A 13,992-nucleotide genomic window follows, 5' to 3' on the forward strand; every position below is an offset into this window, starting at 1 on the left:
CCTTTTTGCCTCAGGCGTTCCCGAAGCGCCTGTAGCGGAAGGGGGGCGGCGTTTGGGGGCGCTGGGCAATAGCCTGCGTGACCTGTTTGTGATCGGGGGCCTTGTGGCAGACCGGGTCTGCCGCATCCGCCTTGCCGGCGAGTGCCAGTGCCTGACAACGGCAGCCCCCCCAGTCTTCCTCCTTGAACGCGCAGGACTGGCAAGGCTCGGGCATCCATTCCGTGCCGCGGAACAGGTTAAAAATGGGGGAATCCTCCCATATGGCAGCAAGGCCTGCCTCGCGCACATTGGGGAAGGTGATGTTGGGAATGGTTTCCGCAGCGTGGCAGGGGAGCACCTTGCCCGTGGGGGTAATGTTTAAAAAACGCTGGCCCCATCCGCCCATGCAGGGTTTGGGCCGGTCCTCGTAATAATCGGGGGTGACAAAATCTATGCTCATGCGCCCTGCCAGCCGGGTGCGGGCTGCGGCTACGGCTTCGGTCGTGGCCTCTATCTGGGCACGGTCGGGCAGGAGAGCGTCGCGGTTAAGCAGGCCCCAGCCATAATACTGGGTATGGGCAATTTCCACCCGTCTGGCGCCAAGCTGTTCAGCCAGTTCCAGCATGGCGGGCACACGCTCGGCATTCTGGCGATGGATGACAAAATTGAGCGTGAGCGGCAGACCCTCTGCGGTAATCAGGCGTGCTGCTTCCAGCTTTTTGGCGTGTGCGCCTGCCATGTTGGCAATGCGGTCCGCGCTGGCGGGGGCCACGTCCTGAAAAGAAAGCTGGATATGGTCCAGTCCTGCATCGGCCAGAGCGCGCAGTGTGTCCGGGCGGATCAGTACGCCAGAGGTGATCAGGTTGGAATACAGGCCAGCCTGTGCTGCGTGGCGCACAAGTTCTGGCAGGTCGGGGCGGGCCATTGGCTCCCCGCCAGAAAAATGCACCTGCAACACGCCCATCAGCGCCGCCTCGTCCAGCACACGCTGCCATTCCGTGGTGCCCAGCTCCTGCGTTCTGGGGTCGAGCATAAGCGGGTTGGAACAGTAAGGGCATTGCAGGGGGCAGCGGTGGGTAAGCTCCGCCAGCAGGCTCATGGGGGGAGGGGGCGCGCTCATGCGGGCAGCAGCACCTGCTTTGTGGCCAGTTCTGCCACCATGGCCAGCACGTCCTGCGCAATAACGGCACGGGGGGCGGTAAATTTTTCGGCCAGCAGGTCTATAATGGTGTGGAGCGGGCGGGTGCCATCCACCAGTTGTAGCACTTCGGCGGCAATGGCATCGGCATGAAAAGCGCGCTCGGGGGCCTGAATAAACCAGACTTCCCGCACGCGGTCATATTGCAGGCGGGTGCCACGCGCAAAGCGTGGCACGGTCGTCTCGCACAAAGTTGGGCCTGTGGCCTCGGTCATGCCTGCGGGCCTGGGCGGAATGCACCGGGGGGAACACGCCCGGGGACCACATAGGCGTAATCCAGCGCATCCAGCATGGACCACAACACGTTGCATTTGAACTTGAGCGCGTTGAGCACCGCTGTCTGCTGCTCTGCCGTGCGGGCGTGCTCGCGCACATAGGCCAGCGCAAAAGCGGAATCCTGCGGGGCCTGCGTAAGCCGGGGCTTGAAGTAGGCGAGTGTTTCCTCGGTAACAAAATCGTAGTTGCTGAGCATGCCCGCAACCCGCTCGCTGATAATGGTGGGGGAGAACAGCTCGGTCAGGGAGGAGGCAATGGCCTCCAGAATGGAGCGTTCCCGCACGAACTGCACATAGGCTTCCACGGCAAAGCGCGTGCCGGGTAGCAGCCCATCGAGCGATTCCACATAAGCACGGTCCAGCCCGAGGCCATCGGTCAGTTTGAGCCAGCGGGCAACCCCCCCCGTGCCGGGCTGTGTGCCATCATGGTCTTCCAGCCTGCGCCGCCATTCACGCCGCAGCTCCGTGGTGGGCAGGCGGGCCAGCAGGGAGGCATCCTTGGCGGGAATACTGGCCTGATAGTAATAGCGGTTCAGTGCCCAGGCCTGTACCTGCCCCTTGTTCAGCTTGCCGTCGTGCAAGGCGCGGTGGAAGGGGTGCAGGTTGTGGTAGCGCTCGGCGCCAATGGCGCGCAGGGCGGCTTCCAGTTCATCGGGGGTGAGAATACGGTCTGTCATAATCTTACCTTCATGCCATCAAAGGCCACTTCCCAGCCTGCGGCTTCGGCCTGCTGGCGCTCGGTGCTGTCGGCCAGCAGAACAGGGTTGGAATTGTTGATGTGGATGAGGATTTTGCGGGTCACATTCAAATCCGCAAAAGCGCAGAACGTGCCATCGGGCTGGTCGGCGAGGGACATATGGCCCATGCGGTGGCCGGTTTTGCTGCCAAGGCCCGCGCGCACCATTTCATCATCCGTCCAGAGCGTGCCGTCAAAAAATACGGCGTCAGCTCCCTGAATGTGGGCGCGCAGTTCATCCGTCATCATCGCGCAGCCGGGAATAAACAGGGTGCGGGCGGTACCATCGGTTATTTCCAGCCCGATGGTTTCACCATTCGTCATGATTTCGGCCGGGTTTTCCGCTTTTTCGGCATAAAGGGGGACTTTGCCGGGAACGGAAAACGGGGTGATGCAAAAGCCCGGTGGGTCCAGGGCAATCGGGCGGTCGAGCACCATGGGCAGGCGGGGCACCAGTGTGCGGTCGAGCGCTGTAAAAATGGGGTTTGCGTCCAGCTGGTCCAGCACCGGCTGCGTTGCATACAGCTCAAACGCCTGTCGCTCGCGCAGGGTGAGCAGGCCGGTAATGGCGTCAATTTCCCCACTGGTCAGCACAACCCCGGCAATGGGGGTGGAGCGTAGGCCGGTGCGCGGGTGCAGGTCGGGGGTCTGGTTGATCTGGGTCCGCAGGTCGGGGGAGGCATTCAGCACGTACCACGACGTGCCATTCCCGCTAACGGCTATGGAGGCCTGTGTGCGGGCGGGGGCTGCGGGGTCACCCGCGCGGGCGCGGCGGCAGGCAGGGGCGTTGGAGTTCCATTGCGGAAAACCGCCACCAGCGGCTGCGCCAAGGACGACAATATCAAGCATACGACGCTTTCTAAACAAAAAAGCCGTCAGGGGGAAAGTCGGTGAGGCACCAACCCGCCTGACGGCTGAGAGAGGGCATGCCCTCTCTTATTTTTTCTGACCGCAGACATAGCTGTTGATTTCTGCGCCCAACGGAATTTCCGTCACTTTTGGTGCGTTCCAGGCCATGATGTTTCTCCTTGGCATTGGGTGTGGTGTGCACAAAACGCAGCCACACATCGCAGGTACGTGCGGTGCGTCAGAGCGTGGTTAGTGTGATGAAAAAAAACAAACGTGCAAGGGCTGGTACCGCCATAAGGGGGGAAGGTACGGCCTTATCACGGCAGTGTGATGGCGCATGCCCGCTTTGAGCGGCGCAACTGTTTCATTTTGAAACACATTCAGCCGCCGCAGGTACAGCATACTGCATGGCGCAGCGGGGTATTGCGGCAAGGCCGGTGGCGTGCTCATCCGCCAGTATGCTGGCCAGCCGTGCGTCCAGTGCTGCATCGGGCACATGGCAAAACCCGACCGAGGCATAGAATGGCGCGTTCCATGGCACGTTGACAAACGTGGTAAGTGTTACGCGCTGCAATCCCCGCTTCTGTGCGGCTGTGCACACGGCGTGCAGCAGGCGGCGGCCCAGCCCCTGGCCCTGTGCCGCCCGCGTGACCGACATTTCCTGAATATGCAGGTCCTGCCCGTAAGGGTGCGCTGTGACAAACCCCAGCAGCGGCCCCGCAGCACTGGCCGCAACCCAGCAGGCTTGCGCGGCTATGCTGGCAGTATGTTCGGCAAGGGGGAGCACATCACCCCCGGCCAGCCAGGCCAGTTCTGGTGTGGTGGCAAATGCCTGTGCGGCATCGCGCTCCAGTGCAGGCAGGTGCGGGGCATCCGCCAAGCAGGCGGGGCGGATGGTGCAGGGCAGGCGGGCACCCGTGGCAGGGTTGCCCGCTGTGCCTGTGGGCCTAGTTGGGTGTGGGTGCGCCATTTTCCAGCGTGACAATAAGCGGCACGTGGTCGGATGGGCGCTCCTTGCCGCGTTCCTCCCGGTCGGGTTGTGCCGTTTGCAGGCGTTCGGCCACACGGGGGGAGAGCAGCATGTGGTCGATCCGCAACCCGCTGTCCCGTGGCCATGCTCCGGCCTGATAATCCCAGAACGTATAGGCCGCACCGTGGGGGTGCAGGGCGCGCAGGGCATCGGTCAGGCCCAGCCAGCGCAGTTGCCGCCATGCTGCCCGGCTTTGCGGGCGTACAAGGGCGTCATCCGGGGCCAGCGCACCGGGTGCGCAGTCCTCTGGGGTGGGGCAGATATTGTAATCCCCCGCCAGCACAAAGTCCGTATCCTGCTGCAAAAAATCCTGCGCGCGCGCGGTGAGTGCTGCCAGAAACTCCAGCTTGGTGGCGTAACCCTGCTCCGCGCCGGAATTGCCATTGGGCAGGTACAGGTTGCCCAGCACCAGCCCTTGGGTGCAAACCTCCACATACCGGGCGGCAGGGTCGGTAAAGCCGGGCAGGTGCTCGGTTGTGACCGTAAAATCCCCACGGACCAGAGTGGCTACGCCGTTATAGGATTTCTGCCCCACAACGGCGCTGCGGTAGCCTGCCTGCGCAAAAGCTTCGGAGGGGAACAGATGCGTCTCGCATTTGATTTCCTGCAACATCAGCACATCGGGCTGTTCGCGCGCCAGCCAGTCCAGCACCAGATCCTGCCGCAGACGCACCGAGTTGATGTTCCATGTCGCGATTTTCATGCGAGGGAAAAGCTCGTGCCGCACCCGCAGGAGGACGCCGCATTGGGGTTTGCCACGGCAAAATGTGCCCCCATCAGCTTGTCCTCAAAGGTCAGCTCCGCCCCGGCCAGCAGGTCCAGACTTGTGGGGTCCACCACCACCAGCGCGCCGTTTTTTTCTATGCGCACATCATCAGCGGCCAGCCCGCCGGGCGGGATGAGGATGAACTGATACTGGAACCCGTTGCACCCCCCGGCTTCCACCGCTACGCGCAGGGCAACCGGGGCTTCCTGCCCGGTGGTGGCACTGGCCTGTTTTTTGGCGATAACGCTGGCAATGCGGTTGGCAGCGGAGTCGGAGACGGAAAAAGTGGGGGCTGGCTGTGTCATACCCCCATAGATAATCCGCCCGCGTGCAGGTTTGAAGGGGCAAGACGCCTCCAATGGTCAACTTTCCTCCAATAGCCTAAGATCAGGTGGCATGGTCCGTGGGCATTGTGCCGCCCGGACAGGCCAGGAGGTGCGTAATGCTGCAAGCCACACAACGCGATGAGCTGATGCCCTATGCCGTGCAGCCCGGCGAGGGCCGGGGTAGGCGCCTGCACGCAGAGCCCGAATCCCTGACCCGCTCCCCCTGGCAGCGTGACCGGGACAGGGTGGTGCATTCCTCCGGCTTCAGGCGTTTGCAGTATAAAACGCAGGTATTCATTAACCACGAGGGCGATTTTTTCCGCACCCGGCTGACCCATTCGCTGGAAGTGGCGCAGGTGGCCCGTTCCATGGCCCGCTACCTGCGGCTGGATGAAGACCTGACCGAGGCCGTGGCCTTGGCGCATGACCTCGGCCACACCCCCTTTGGCCATGCGGGGGAAGATGCACTTGCCGCGCGCATGCAGGAGTACGGCGGGTTTGACCATAACGCGCAGGCGCTGCGGCAGGTCATGCTGCTGGAGCGGCGCTATCTGGCGTTTGATGGCCTGAACCTGACATGGGAGACGCTGGAAGGGCTGGCCAAACATAATGGCCCCGTGCGCAGGCCCTCCGCCAGACTGGCAGAGGTGGATGCGCTGTTCCCGCTGGAGTTGGGCGGTTATGCCTCGGCCGAGGCACAGGTGGCTGCTCTGGCGGATGACATTGCTTACCACGGGCATGATCTGGATGATGGCGTAAAGTCCGGCCTGCTGTCGCTGGATGATCTGGTGGACGTGCCACTGGTCGGGCAGGCTCTGGCCGAAGCCCGCGCACTGGCGGCAGACCTGCCAAAAACCGACACCCGCACCCACCAGCGTATCCGGCACGAAATGGTGCGCCGTGTCATTCATGCTCTGGTGACCGATGTGCTGGTGTGCACACGCGCGCGGCTGGCTGATCTGGCCCCGCGCAGTGTTGAGGATATTCGGGCCGCCAATGCACCCGTTGTGGCCTTTGGCACAGCCATGGATGAGGCCAATAAGGGGATCCGCAAGTTCCTGTTTGCCAAGCTGTACAGGCATTGGCGGGTCAACCGCATGACCCACAAGGCCCGCCACGTAACGGGGGAGCTGTTTTCCACCCTTACGGAGTCGCCAAACCTGTTGCCAGCCGAATGGCAGCAGCGTCTGGGGGATAAAGATAAGGCAGCCGTGCACCGCACCGTGGCGGATTACGTGGCTTCCATGACCGATCGATACGCCATGGAAGAACATAGGCGGTTGACGGACCTGGCCGTTGCAGGCTGATAAACGCGTTTGCTGCACCAATTACGGGGTTGAGTCGTCTATGTCCGAGTGTGTTTTCCAGCGTTACCGTCATCATGTTCTGGCCGTTGTGCGCGAACTGTTGCCCGACGTGGCGGAGGAAACGCTGGCCCGCGTGGAACTGACCCCCACGCGTGACCCCGCGCACGGGGACATGGCAACAAACGCCGCCCTGCTTCTGGCCAAGGCTGCGCGCCGCAAACCGGCCGATATTGCGGCTGATCTGGTCAGCGCCCTGCAAAAGGTGGAAGGCATTGCTGCCGTGGCTGCCGCCGGGCCCGGTTTTGTCAACATCACCCTGCAACCCGCCGTGCTGCGGGCCGTGCTGCCCGTGGTGCTGACTGTGGGTGAGGCCTATGGTCAGTCCACAGCAGGCAAGGGCGTGCGGGTGAATGTGGAATACGTATCCGCCAACCCCACCGGCCCCATGCATGTCGGCCATTGCCGCGGTGCCGTGGTGGGCGATGCACTGGCCAACCTTATGGCCAAGGCCGGGTTTGACGTGACCAAGGAATTCTACATCAACGATGCGGGGAATCAGGTCAAGGCGCTGGCATGGGCGGCATACTGGCGCTACCTGCAGGTGCTGGGTACCAGAATGACGCAGGACGATTTTTCGGCCCTTGCCCCCGGTGGCCTGCAATATCAGGGCGAATACCTTATTCCCGTGGGTGAGGCACTGGCAGCCGAGTTTGGCAACAAGCTGGCCGAAGTGGATGTGGACGGAACACCCCTGCCAGCCCCTGCCGCAACATGGCTGGAAACCGTGCGCGGCTTTGCCGTGACCCATATGTTAAGCGCGATCAAGGAAGACCTTGCAGCCCTTGGCGTGCACCATGATGTGTTTTCGTCCGAGGCGGACGTGCTGGCCCGTGGCGTAACCGATACCGCCATAGACCAGCTGGCCAAGGCCGACCTGCTGTATAACGGCGTGCTGGAGCCCCCCAAAGGCAAGCTGCCAGAAGACTGGGAAGAGCGCGAACAGCTCCTGTTCCGCTCCACCAGCTTTGGGGATGATGTGGACCGCCCGCTGCGCAAGTCGGATGGTACCAACACCTACTTTGCCAACGATATTGGCTACCACATGGACAAGGTCGCCCGTGGCGCACAGGTCATGATTGACGTGTGGGGTGCGGACCATGGCGGTTACGTCAAACGCATGAAGGCCGCCGTAAAGGCCCTTACGGGGGATACCGTACCGCTGGAAGTGCTGCTGTGCCAGATCGTGCATATTCTGCGTGATGGTCAGCCGGTCAAAATGTCCAAGCGTGCAGGCACGTTTGTTACCCTGCGGGACCTGATTGACGAAGTCGGGCGTGATGCCGTGCGCTTTACCATGCTCACCCGCAAGAGCGATGCCCAGATGGAGTTTGATCTGGACCTTGTGGTGGCCCAGCAGCGCGATAACCCCGTGTTTTATGTGCAGTATGCCCATGCCCGCTGCCGCTCCGTGCTGCGCAGTGCCGCAGAAGAAGGGGCCTACGGCGCAGTGGACAACGCAGCCCTTGCCACCGCCACGCTGGACAGCCTGACCTCGGACGCGGAAATGGCTCTGGTGCGCCGTCTGGCTGAATGGCCGCGCATGGTGGAAGCTGCCGCCTTTGCACGGGAGCCGCACCGTATTGCGTTCTATCTGGCCGAACTGGCGGGTGATTTTCATGCGTTGTGGAACCGTGGGCGTGATGATGCGTCCCTGAGGTTCCTGCAGGCTGGTGCGGTGGAAGCCACGCGCGCGCGTCTGGCCCTTGTGGCGACTACGGCGGCGGTTATCCGCTCCGGCCTTGCGGTTATGGGTGTGGACCCGGTGGAGGAAATGCGCTGATGAGTGAGGATGACCGCCCCAGCTCTACGGTGGAAGAACGGATCAGCCGTGCGCGTGAGCGCATGAGCATGGATTATGACGACAAACCCGCCACGCGCTCGGCCACAGGCAACAAATTGGCCGGTGGCAGCAAGCTGATGGATATGTTCACCAGCTTTTTGGGCAGTGAGTCCGGTACGCGGCGTCTGGCTTACGGTGCGGCCGGGCTGGGCGGGCTGCTGGTGCTGGGTATTGGCGGCTGGGCCGTGCTGGGCCACCACCAGAGCGGTATTCCCGTTATGGGGCCACCCCCGGTTGCCATGCGCACCAAGCCGGTTGACCCGGGCGGTATGCAGCTTGATACGCTGGCCCTGCCCGATGCAGATGCAAACCAGCAGGGCCACCCCGTGCCCGCGCCTGAAAAACCCAACCCCGCAGCCCTTGCCGCCCAGTATGGTGGCCAGCCAGCCCCTGCGGGTGGCCCAGCCCCCGTAGCGGCGGATAATGCAGGCGCCACTCCGCCAGTGGGTGCGGCTGCACCTGCACCAGCGGCTACCGCAGCGGAACCCACAGCACAGGATGCCGCACAGGCCGATGGCGCAGCCCTTAAGCCTGTGCCCTCCGCCGCGTTGCCCGCGCAGGGGGCGGATGTTCCCGCAGCCGAGGCTGGAGTGCCCGAACCGCTCAAGGAAGCCCCCATTCCCACGGATGATGCCTCCGATGGGGAAGAGGAAGCCGCCCCGGTTGCCAAACCTGCGGCCAAAAAAGCCGCAACTGCCCCACATGGTACGGCAGGGGGCAAGTATCAGGTCCAGCTGGCAGCCCTGCAAACCGAGGCAGAAGCCCAGAAGGAGTGGGCACGGCTTAAAACCCGTTACCCAACCCTGTTCGGTGGTGTGACCCCCGCCTTTGTCCGTACCGAGCAGAATAACGCCACGTTCTACCGCCTGCGCGTGCTGGGCTTTGGTGCCGTGGCGGATGCAAAGGATTTCTGCTCCTCGGTGCGTGAGCGTGGTATGGCCTGCATGGTGGTGCGTCCCTGACGCCACCTGTGGAACGCCTGATGGAATCCCAAACTGTGCATCCGGCAGGGGAGGGCACGCAGCCCCCCCCTGCCCACAAACCGGCAGACCCGCAAACCACTGCGCCGCATGATGCAGCGCAGGACCACGTGCCACGTGTACCGCTTTTGCGGCTGGAGGGGTTTGAAGGGCCAATGGACCTTCTGCTCGATCTGGCGCGGGCGCAAAAGGTGGACCTCGCCCGGATTTCCATCCTGCAACTGGTCGAACAGTATCTGGCTGTGGTGGAAAATGCCCGCCGTGTCCGGCTGGAACTGGCAGCGGACTGGCTGGTTATGGCCGCATGGCTGGCATGGCTCAAATCCCGCCTGCTGCTCCCCGCCGATGACGAACTGGCCATGGAGGGGGAGGAAGCCGCCGAGCTGTTGCAAGAACGGCTGATAGAGCTTGCCTGCATGGGTGAGCTGGCCCGCTGGCTGGATGTACGGCCCCGCCTTGGGCGTGATGTGTTTGCCCGTGGCCTGCCCGAAAATCTGGTGGAGGTGGACCGCTCTGGTCTGGCGCTGGATATGGCCCAGCTTATGCGGGCTTACCTTGCCTGTGTAAGACGCACCGCACGCAGGCGGATTTACGCCCCCCGCACGATCCGGTTTTGGACCGTGCAGGATGCGCTGAGCAGGCTGACCCGCCTGCTAGGCGAAACCCCACCGGGCTGGAGCACGCTGGACGCTTTTCTGCCAGACAGCCTGCCCGGTCAGGCGGAGGGGGAGGATGCCCTGCGCCAGCGCCGCGCCGCCATGGCTGGTACCCTGATCGCAGGGTTGGAACTGGCCAAGACCGGGCGGCTTGAACTGCGGCAGGATGAAACCTTTGGCCAGATCATGCTCCGCCCGCATGAGCAGGCAGAGGCCACCGACCCGCAGCCCGAACCGGAGGAAGACCCCACCCCCGCAGAGGACGCCACGCCTAGGCACACCAGAGAAAAGAAGCAGGACGCATGACCACCCCCGCCCCCCTGACTGTGCCGGATGAAGCCGTAAGGCTGGCCGAAGCCCTTATTTTTGCCTCGACCGAACCCGTGAGTGCCCGCCGTCTGGCGGACTTGCTGGAAGGCATGCAGATTATGCCCACGGGGGAGGAAGACCTGGGGGCTTTTGTGGCGGCTGTTCTGGCCGAACTGTGCCGCCGTTATGAGGGCAGGGGCGTGTTCCCCGTAGAGGTGGCCGGTGGCTGGCAGTTCCGTACCGCCCCCGATCTGGCACCGCTCTTAACCCGCGTGCTGGAGCGGCCAAGGCGGCTGCCCCGCGCGGTGATGGAAACACTGGCCATTATTGCCTACCATCAGCCCTGTACTCGTGTGGAAATAGAAGAAATTCGTGGCGTAAGCCTTGGGCAGAATGTGCTCGATACCCTGATCGAAGCGGAGCTGATTGCCCCGCGTGGCCGCAAGGAGGTACCGGGCAGGCCGGTCCTGTGGGGCACCACGGCCGACTTTTTGCGTCATTTTGGCCTGCGCGCACTCTCCGACATGCCACGGCGTGAGGAGCTTATGGTGGATGTGCCCCAAAATCCGGGGGAAGGCGGGCTGCCCCAGTCGGCCATGGCGTTTCAGGCCGCGGGGCAAGGGCCTGATGAGGACCCCCACTCCCCGGGGGATACCCCGGAGCAGGCAGGGGAAGAGCCAGAGGTACCCCCCGCAACCGGCACGGCAGATGAGCAGGTTGCACAGGTTGCGGTTCCCGCCCCCGATGGTCCGTGATAGAGATGCACGCCCTGACTGTGTTGCAGGACTATGTTGTGGGTCGCATGGGGTGGGCGTGAACGGGGCTTGGTATGTTTGATTTTGCATGGTCGGAATTCGCCCTGATCGGCGCGGTGGCTCTGGTTGTTATTGGCCCCAAGGACCTGCCGGTTGCTATTCGCGGGCTTGCAAAAGGCATTAAAAAAGCCCGTGCGCTGGCCAGCGAGTTCCAGTCCCACCTTGATGAGGTGGTGCGTGAGGCTGACCTGTCCGAGGTAAGCGAGCATGTGCGGGACCTGAAAAACCTGAACGTGCGCGGCCGGATCATGAAGGCGCTGGATAGTGATGGGAGCCTGAACAGGGCTGTATCCGCCCCACCCGTAACCGAGCGTTTTGTTCCCTCCGGCCCCAGAGCGCTGGATGCCATGCCCCGCTCGGCAAGCCCCGCCCCCGCAACAGCGGACTACGCCACCACGCCTATGAGCCATGAGCACTACGGCTCCGCTCCGGCATGGCAGGAAAGTGTGCAGGACCGGCAGGTGGACAGTGCTCCCCCCGAACTGCCCCCCATTATTGTGCGCCGTATCCTGCGTGAGCAGGACCGGCTGCATCCGCCTGCCATCCTCCCCCCCGTGCGGCTTATGCATGCAGGCCATAGCGTGGCCCCCGGCGTTATTGCCGGATTGGAGGACCAGCCCATTACGGGGCAGGCCGTTGCATCTCCCTTTACGCCAGAGCAACCCACCCCGGCGGGCGCAGAGCCAGCGGGGGAAGAGGCCGAGAATAGAACGCAGGCCGTTACGGCAGCACATGGACCCGCCAGCACGACAACGGACCCGCAGGCATGAGCGATAACGCCCCTCATCAGGAAGACCCGATCCACGACCAGCCCATGCCCCTGCTGGAGCATCTGCTGGAGCTGCGCCGCCGCCTGCTGTGGTCGGGGGCTGCGTTTATTGTGTGCTTTGTCCTGTGCTACCATTACGCGGGTGATATTTACCTGTTTCTGGCCCGCCCGTTAGGCGAGATCATGCGCCAGCGTGGGGAGCAGCCCCACCTGATTTATACCGCACTGTATGAGGCGTTTTTCACCTATATCCGGGTGGCCCTGTTTGGGGCGGCATTTTTGTCTTTTCCCATCGTGGCCATACAGGCGTGGATGTTTATTGCGCCGGGGCTTTACCGATCGGAAAAACGGGCTTTTGCACCGTTCCTTATCGCAACGCCTGTGCTGTTCGTAGCCGGGGCGGCGCTGGCGTATTACTTTATTTTCCCTGTGGCATGGCGGTTTTTCGTGTCGTTCCAGACGCCGGGTGCGGGGGGCGATCAGGTACAGATCGAACTTCAGGCCAAGGTGTCGGAATATCTGTCTCTGGTCATGAAGATGATCATGGCGTTTGGCATTGCGTTCGAGCTGCCGGTGGTGCTCAGCCTGCTTGCCCGTGTGGGTATTGTGACCTCCGCCATGCTGCGCAAGTTCCGCCGCTACGCCATTGTGGGCGCGTTTGTGCTTGGGGCCATTTTTATGCCGCCCGACCCCATTACCCAGTTCGGTCTGGCTGTGCCGCTGGTGTTGCTTTACGAAATTTCCATTCTGTGTGCCCGCCTGATCGAGCCTAAACGGCCGCTGGCGGATACGACCAACCCCGAGCAGGAGGTTCCCTGACCCATGCATGACATCCGCGCCCTAAGAGCCGACCCCACGGCGTTTGATGCAGATCTGGCGCGCCGGGGCATGGCCCCCGTCTCTGCGCAGCTTCTTGCATGGGATGAGGAAAAACGGCAGGCCCAGACCCTTTTGCAGGACAAGCAGACCCGCAGCAAAACCCTTGCGCGGGAGATAGGCACCCTCAAACGCACAGGGGGAGACACAGCCGGGCTGGAGGCCGAGGGCGCTAGCCTGCGCGCGGACATGGAAGGACTGAAGGAGAAGGTGGACACTCTGGGCAACCAGACCACCAACCTGCTGGCCACCCTGCCCAACCGGCTGGACCCGAGCGTGCCTGATGGCCCGGATGAAACCGCAAATGTGGTGGTGCAGACATGGGGCACCAGACCCGAGTTTGCCTTTGCCCCCAAACAGCATTTTGAGCTGGGTGAGGCTTTGGGCCAGATGGATTTTGCCACGGCGGCCAAGCTTTCGGGGTCGCGCTTTGTGGTGCTGCGCGGCGCACTGGCACGGCTGGAGCGCGCTCTTGGCCAGTTCATGCTTGACCTGCACACCACGGAGCATGGCTACACGGAAACACAGGTGCCCGTGCTGGTGAATGATGATGCCATGTACGGCACCGACAAGCTGCCCAAGTTTGCCGACCAGTCCTTTAGAACGGAGGATGGCCGCTGGCTTATTCCCACAGCCGAAGTGCCGCTGAGTGCTTCGGTCGCGGGGGATATTGTGGATGGCTCCGCCCTGCCCATGCGCCTGACCGCACTCAGCCAGTGCTTCCGTAGCGAGGCCGGGGCCTCCGGGCGGGACGTGCGCGGCATGCTGCGCCAGCACCAGTTTGAAAAAGTGGAAATGGTCAGCGTTACCACGCCGGAGGAGAGTGACGCCGAACACGAGCGCATGACCCGCTGTGCCGAGGTTGTGTTGGAAAAACTGAACATTCCCTACCGCCGCATGCTGCTGTGTGCGGGGGATACGGGGTTTGGCGCTGCCAAGACGTTTGACCTTGAAGCCTGGCTGCCGGGGCAGGACGCCTGGCGCGAGATTTCGTCATGCTCCAACACGCGCGACTTTCAGGCCCGCCGCATGAATGCACGCTACCGTGCGCAGGCCGGTGGCGCCCCCGCATTTGTGCATACCCTCAATGGTTCCGGGCTGGCGGTAGGACGTACCTTAATTGCCGTGATGGAAAACTACCAGAACGAGGACGGGTCCATAACCGTGCCGGAGGTTCTGCGCCCCTATATGGGTGGTGTTGAGCGCATTGCGTAACGTCTG

At 62.9% G+C, this 13,992-nt stretch carries 16 protein-coding genes; 8 read left to right on the forward strand and 8 right to left on the reverse strand.

Annotated elements, in window-relative coordinates:
• Nucleotides 1-10 precede the first annotated feature (10 nt).
• From pqqE to HK20_RS08490, 8 genes are all read right to left on the reverse strand, one after another.
• The gene (gene pqqE, locus HK20_RS08455; RefSeq protein WP_086646624.1) at nucleotides 11-1,099 is read right to left on the reverse strand and encodes a pyrroloquinoline quinone biosynthesis protein PqqE; all 1,089 of its coding nucleotides are present in this window, start codon (nucleotides 1,097-1,099) and stop codon (nucleotides 11-13) included.
• The gene (gene pqqD, locus HK20_RS08460) at nucleotides 1,096-1,392 is read right to left on the reverse strand and encodes a pyrroloquinoline quinone biosynthesis peptide chaperone PqqD (protein ID WP_086646625.1); all 297 of its coding nucleotides are present in this window, start codon (nucleotides 1,390-1,392) and stop codon (nucleotides 1,096-1,098) included. Before pqqD ends, pqqE begins: the two co-directional genes overlap by 4 nt.
• Nucleotides 1,389-2,129 (reverse strand): pyrroloquinoline-quinone synthase PqqC, encoded by a 741-nt coding sequence (pqqC, locus tag HK20_RS08465; RefSeq protein ID WP_086646626.1) that lies wholly within the window; start codon nucleotides 2,127-2,129, stop codon nucleotides 1,389-1,391. Before pqqC ends, pqqD begins: the two co-directional genes overlap by 4 nt.
• The gene (gene pqqB / locus HK20_RS08470; RefSeq protein WP_086646627.1) at nucleotides 2,126-3,037 is read right to left on the reverse strand and encodes a pyrroloquinoline quinone biosynthesis protein PqqB; all 912 of its coding nucleotides are present in this window, start codon (nucleotides 3,035-3,037) and stop codon (nucleotides 2,126-2,128) included. Before pqqB ends, pqqC begins: the two co-directional genes overlap by 4 nt.
• 87 nt (nucleotides 3,038-3,124) lie before the next feature.
• Entirely contained in the window at nucleotides 3,125-3,205 is an 81-nt protein-coding gene (gene pqqA / locus HK20_RS08475) for a pyrroloquinoline quinone precursor peptide PqqA (RefSeq protein ID WP_035370857.1), read from the reverse strand.
• 196 nt (nucleotides 3,206-3,401) lie between these two features.
• Nucleotides 3,402-4,007, reverse strand: coding sequence for a GNAT family N-acetyltransferase (locus HK20_RS08480; protein WP_086646628.1), 606 nt, complete (start codon nucleotides 4,005-4,007; stop codon nucleotides 3,402-3,404).
• The gene (locus HK20_RS08485) at nucleotides 3,985-4,770 is read right to left on the reverse strand and encodes an exodeoxyribonuclease III (protein ID WP_086646629.1); all 786 of its coding nucleotides are present in this window, start codon (nucleotides 4,768-4,770) and stop codon (nucleotides 3,985-3,987) included. The genes HK20_RS08480 and HK20_RS08485 overlap by 23 nt, the downstream gene beginning before the upstream one ends.
• The gene (locus tag HK20_RS08490; protein WP_086646630.1) at nucleotides 4,767-5,138 is read right to left on the reverse strand and encodes an iron-sulfur cluster assembly accessory protein; all 372 of its coding nucleotides are present in this window, start codon (nucleotides 5,136-5,138) and stop codon (nucleotides 4,767-4,769) included. Before HK20_RS08490 ends, HK20_RS08485 begins: the two co-directional genes overlap by 4 nt.
• A gap of 137 nt (nucleotides 5,139-5,275) precedes the next feature.
• On the opposite strand from HK20_RS08490, the gene HK20_RS08495 reads away from it, so the two are divergent.
• The 8 genes from HK20_RS08495 (at nucleotide 5,276) to serS (ending at nucleotide 13,986) form a co-directional block, all read left to right on the forward strand.
• On the forward strand, nucleotides 5,276-6,466 hold the full coding sequence (locus HK20_RS08495) for a deoxyguanosinetriphosphate triphosphohydrolase (RefSeq protein ID WP_086646631.1): 1,191 nt from the start codon (nucleotides 5,276-5,278) through the stop codon (nucleotides 6,464-6,466).
• Between the two features lie 40 nt (nucleotides 6,467-6,506).
• A complete protein-coding gene (gene argS, locus HK20_RS08500) occupies nucleotides 6,507-8,306 on the forward strand; it encodes an arginine--tRNA ligase (RefSeq protein WP_086646632.1) in 1,800 nt (599 codons plus the stop codon).
• Entirely contained in the window at nucleotides 8,306-9,328 is a 1,023-nt protein-coding gene (locus tag HK20_RS08505; protein WP_086646633.1) for an SPOR domain-containing protein, read from the forward strand. Before argS ends, HK20_RS08505 begins: the two co-directional genes overlap by 1 nt.
• A 20-nt stretch (nucleotides 9,329-9,348) precedes the next feature.
• Nucleotides 9,349-10,308: a ScpA family protein gene (locus HK20_RS08510; protein ID WP_233129142.1), complete on the forward strand. Its 960-nt coding sequence runs from the start codon at nucleotides 9,349-9,351 to the stop codon at nucleotides 10,306-10,308.
• The gene (gene scpB / locus HK20_RS08515; RefSeq protein ID WP_086646634.1) at nucleotides 10,305-11,066 is read left to right on the forward strand and encodes an SMC-Scp complex subunit ScpB; all 762 of its coding nucleotides are present in this window, start codon (nucleotides 10,305-10,307) and stop codon (nucleotides 11,064-11,066) included. Before HK20_RS08510 ends, scpB begins: the two co-directional genes overlap by 4 nt.
• 74 nt (nucleotides 11,067-11,140) lie before the next feature.
• The gene (gene tatB, locus HK20_RS08520) at nucleotides 11,141-11,896 is read left to right on the forward strand and encodes a Sec-independent protein translocase protein TatB (RefSeq protein WP_086646635.1); all 756 of its coding nucleotides are present in this window, start codon (nucleotides 11,141-11,143) and stop codon (nucleotides 11,894-11,896) included.
• Complete coding sequence (gene tatC / locus HK20_RS08525) at nucleotides 11,893-12,714, forward strand: twin-arginine translocase subunit TatC (RefSeq protein WP_086646636.1); 822 nt, start codon at nucleotides 11,893-11,895, stop codon at nucleotides 12,712-12,714. Before tatB ends, tatC begins: the two co-directional genes overlap by 4 nt.
• Before the next feature lie 3 nt (nucleotides 12,715-12,717).
• On the forward strand, nucleotides 12,718-13,986 hold the full coding sequence (gene serS, locus HK20_RS08530) for a serine--tRNA ligase (RefSeq protein ID WP_086646637.1): 1,269 nt from the start codon (nucleotides 12,718-12,720) through the stop codon (nucleotides 13,984-13,986).
• Nucleotides 13,987-13,992 lie beyond the last annotated feature (6 nt).

This window comes from Acetobacter sp. DsW_54 (assembly GCF_002153575.1).
Lineage (GTDB): Bacteria > Pseudomonadota > Alphaproteobacteria > Acetobacterales > Acetobacteraceae > Acetobacter > Acetobacter fabarum.

What these genes read in the sequence shown, in the direction of transcription:
- pqqE (WP_086646624.1), bottom strand. Translation starts at nt 1,099, where the DNA reads ATGAGCGCGCCCCCTCCCCCCATGAGCCTGCTGGCGGAGCTTACCCAC.
- pqqD (WP_086646625.1), bottom strand. Translation starts at nt 1,392, where the DNA reads ATGACCGAGGCCACAGGCCCAACTTTGTGCGAGACGACCGTGCCACGC.
- pqqC (WP_086646626.1), bottom strand. Translation starts at nt 2,129, where the DNA reads ATGACAGACCGTATTCTCACCCCCGATGAACTGGAAGCCGCCCTGCGC.
- pqqB (WP_086646627.1), bottom strand. Translation starts at nt 3,037, where the DNA reads ATGCTTGATATTGTCGTCCTTGGCGCAGCCGCTGGTGGCGGTTTTCCG.
- pqqA (WP_035370857.1), bottom strand. Translation starts at nt 3,205, where the DNA reads ATGGCCTGGAACGCACCAAAAGTGACGGAAATTCCGTTGGGCGCAGAA.
- HK20_RS08480 (WP_086646628.1), bottom strand. Translation starts at nt 4,007, where the DNA reads ATGGCGCACCCACACCCAACTAGGCCCACAGGCACAGCGGGCAACCCT.
- HK20_RS08485 (WP_086646629.1), bottom strand. Translation starts at nt 4,770, where the DNA reads ATGAAAATCGCGACATGGAACATCAACTCGGTGCGTCTGCGGCAGGAT.
- HK20_RS08490 (WP_086646630.1), bottom strand. Translation starts at nt 5,138, where the DNA reads ATGACACAGCCAGCCCCCACTTTTTCCGTCTCCGACTCCGCTGCCAAC.
- HK20_RS08495 (WP_086646631.1), top strand. Translation starts at nt 5,276, where the DNA reads ATGCTGCAAGCCACACAACGCGATGAGCTGATGCCCTATGCCGTGCAG.
- argS (WP_086646632.1), top strand. Translation starts at nt 6,507, where the DNA reads ATGTCCGAGTGTGTTTTCCAGCGTTACCGTCATCATGTTCTGGCCGTT.
- HK20_RS08505 (WP_086646633.1), top strand. Translation starts at nt 8,306, where the DNA reads ATGAGTGAGGATGACCGCCCCAGCTCTACGGTGGAAGAACGGATCAGC.
- HK20_RS08510 (WP_233129142.1), top strand. Translation starts at nt 9,349, where the DNA reads ATGGAATCCCAAACTGTGCATCCGGCAGGGGAGGGCACGCAGCCCCCC.
- scpB (WP_086646634.1), top strand. Translation starts at nt 10,305, where the DNA reads ATGACCACCCCCGCCCCCCTGACTGTGCCGGATGAAGCCGTAAGGCTG.
- tatB (WP_086646635.1), top strand. Translation starts at nt 11,141, where the DNA reads ATGTTTGATTTTGCATGGTCGGAATTCGCCCTGATCGGCGCGGTGGCT.
- tatC (WP_086646636.1), top strand. Translation starts at nt 11,893, where the DNA reads ATGAGCGATAACGCCCCTCATCAGGAAGACCCGATCCACGACCAGCCC.
- serS (WP_086646637.1), top strand. Translation starts at nt 12,718, where the DNA reads ATGCATGACATCCGCGCCCTAAGAGCCGACCCCACGGCGTTTGATGCA.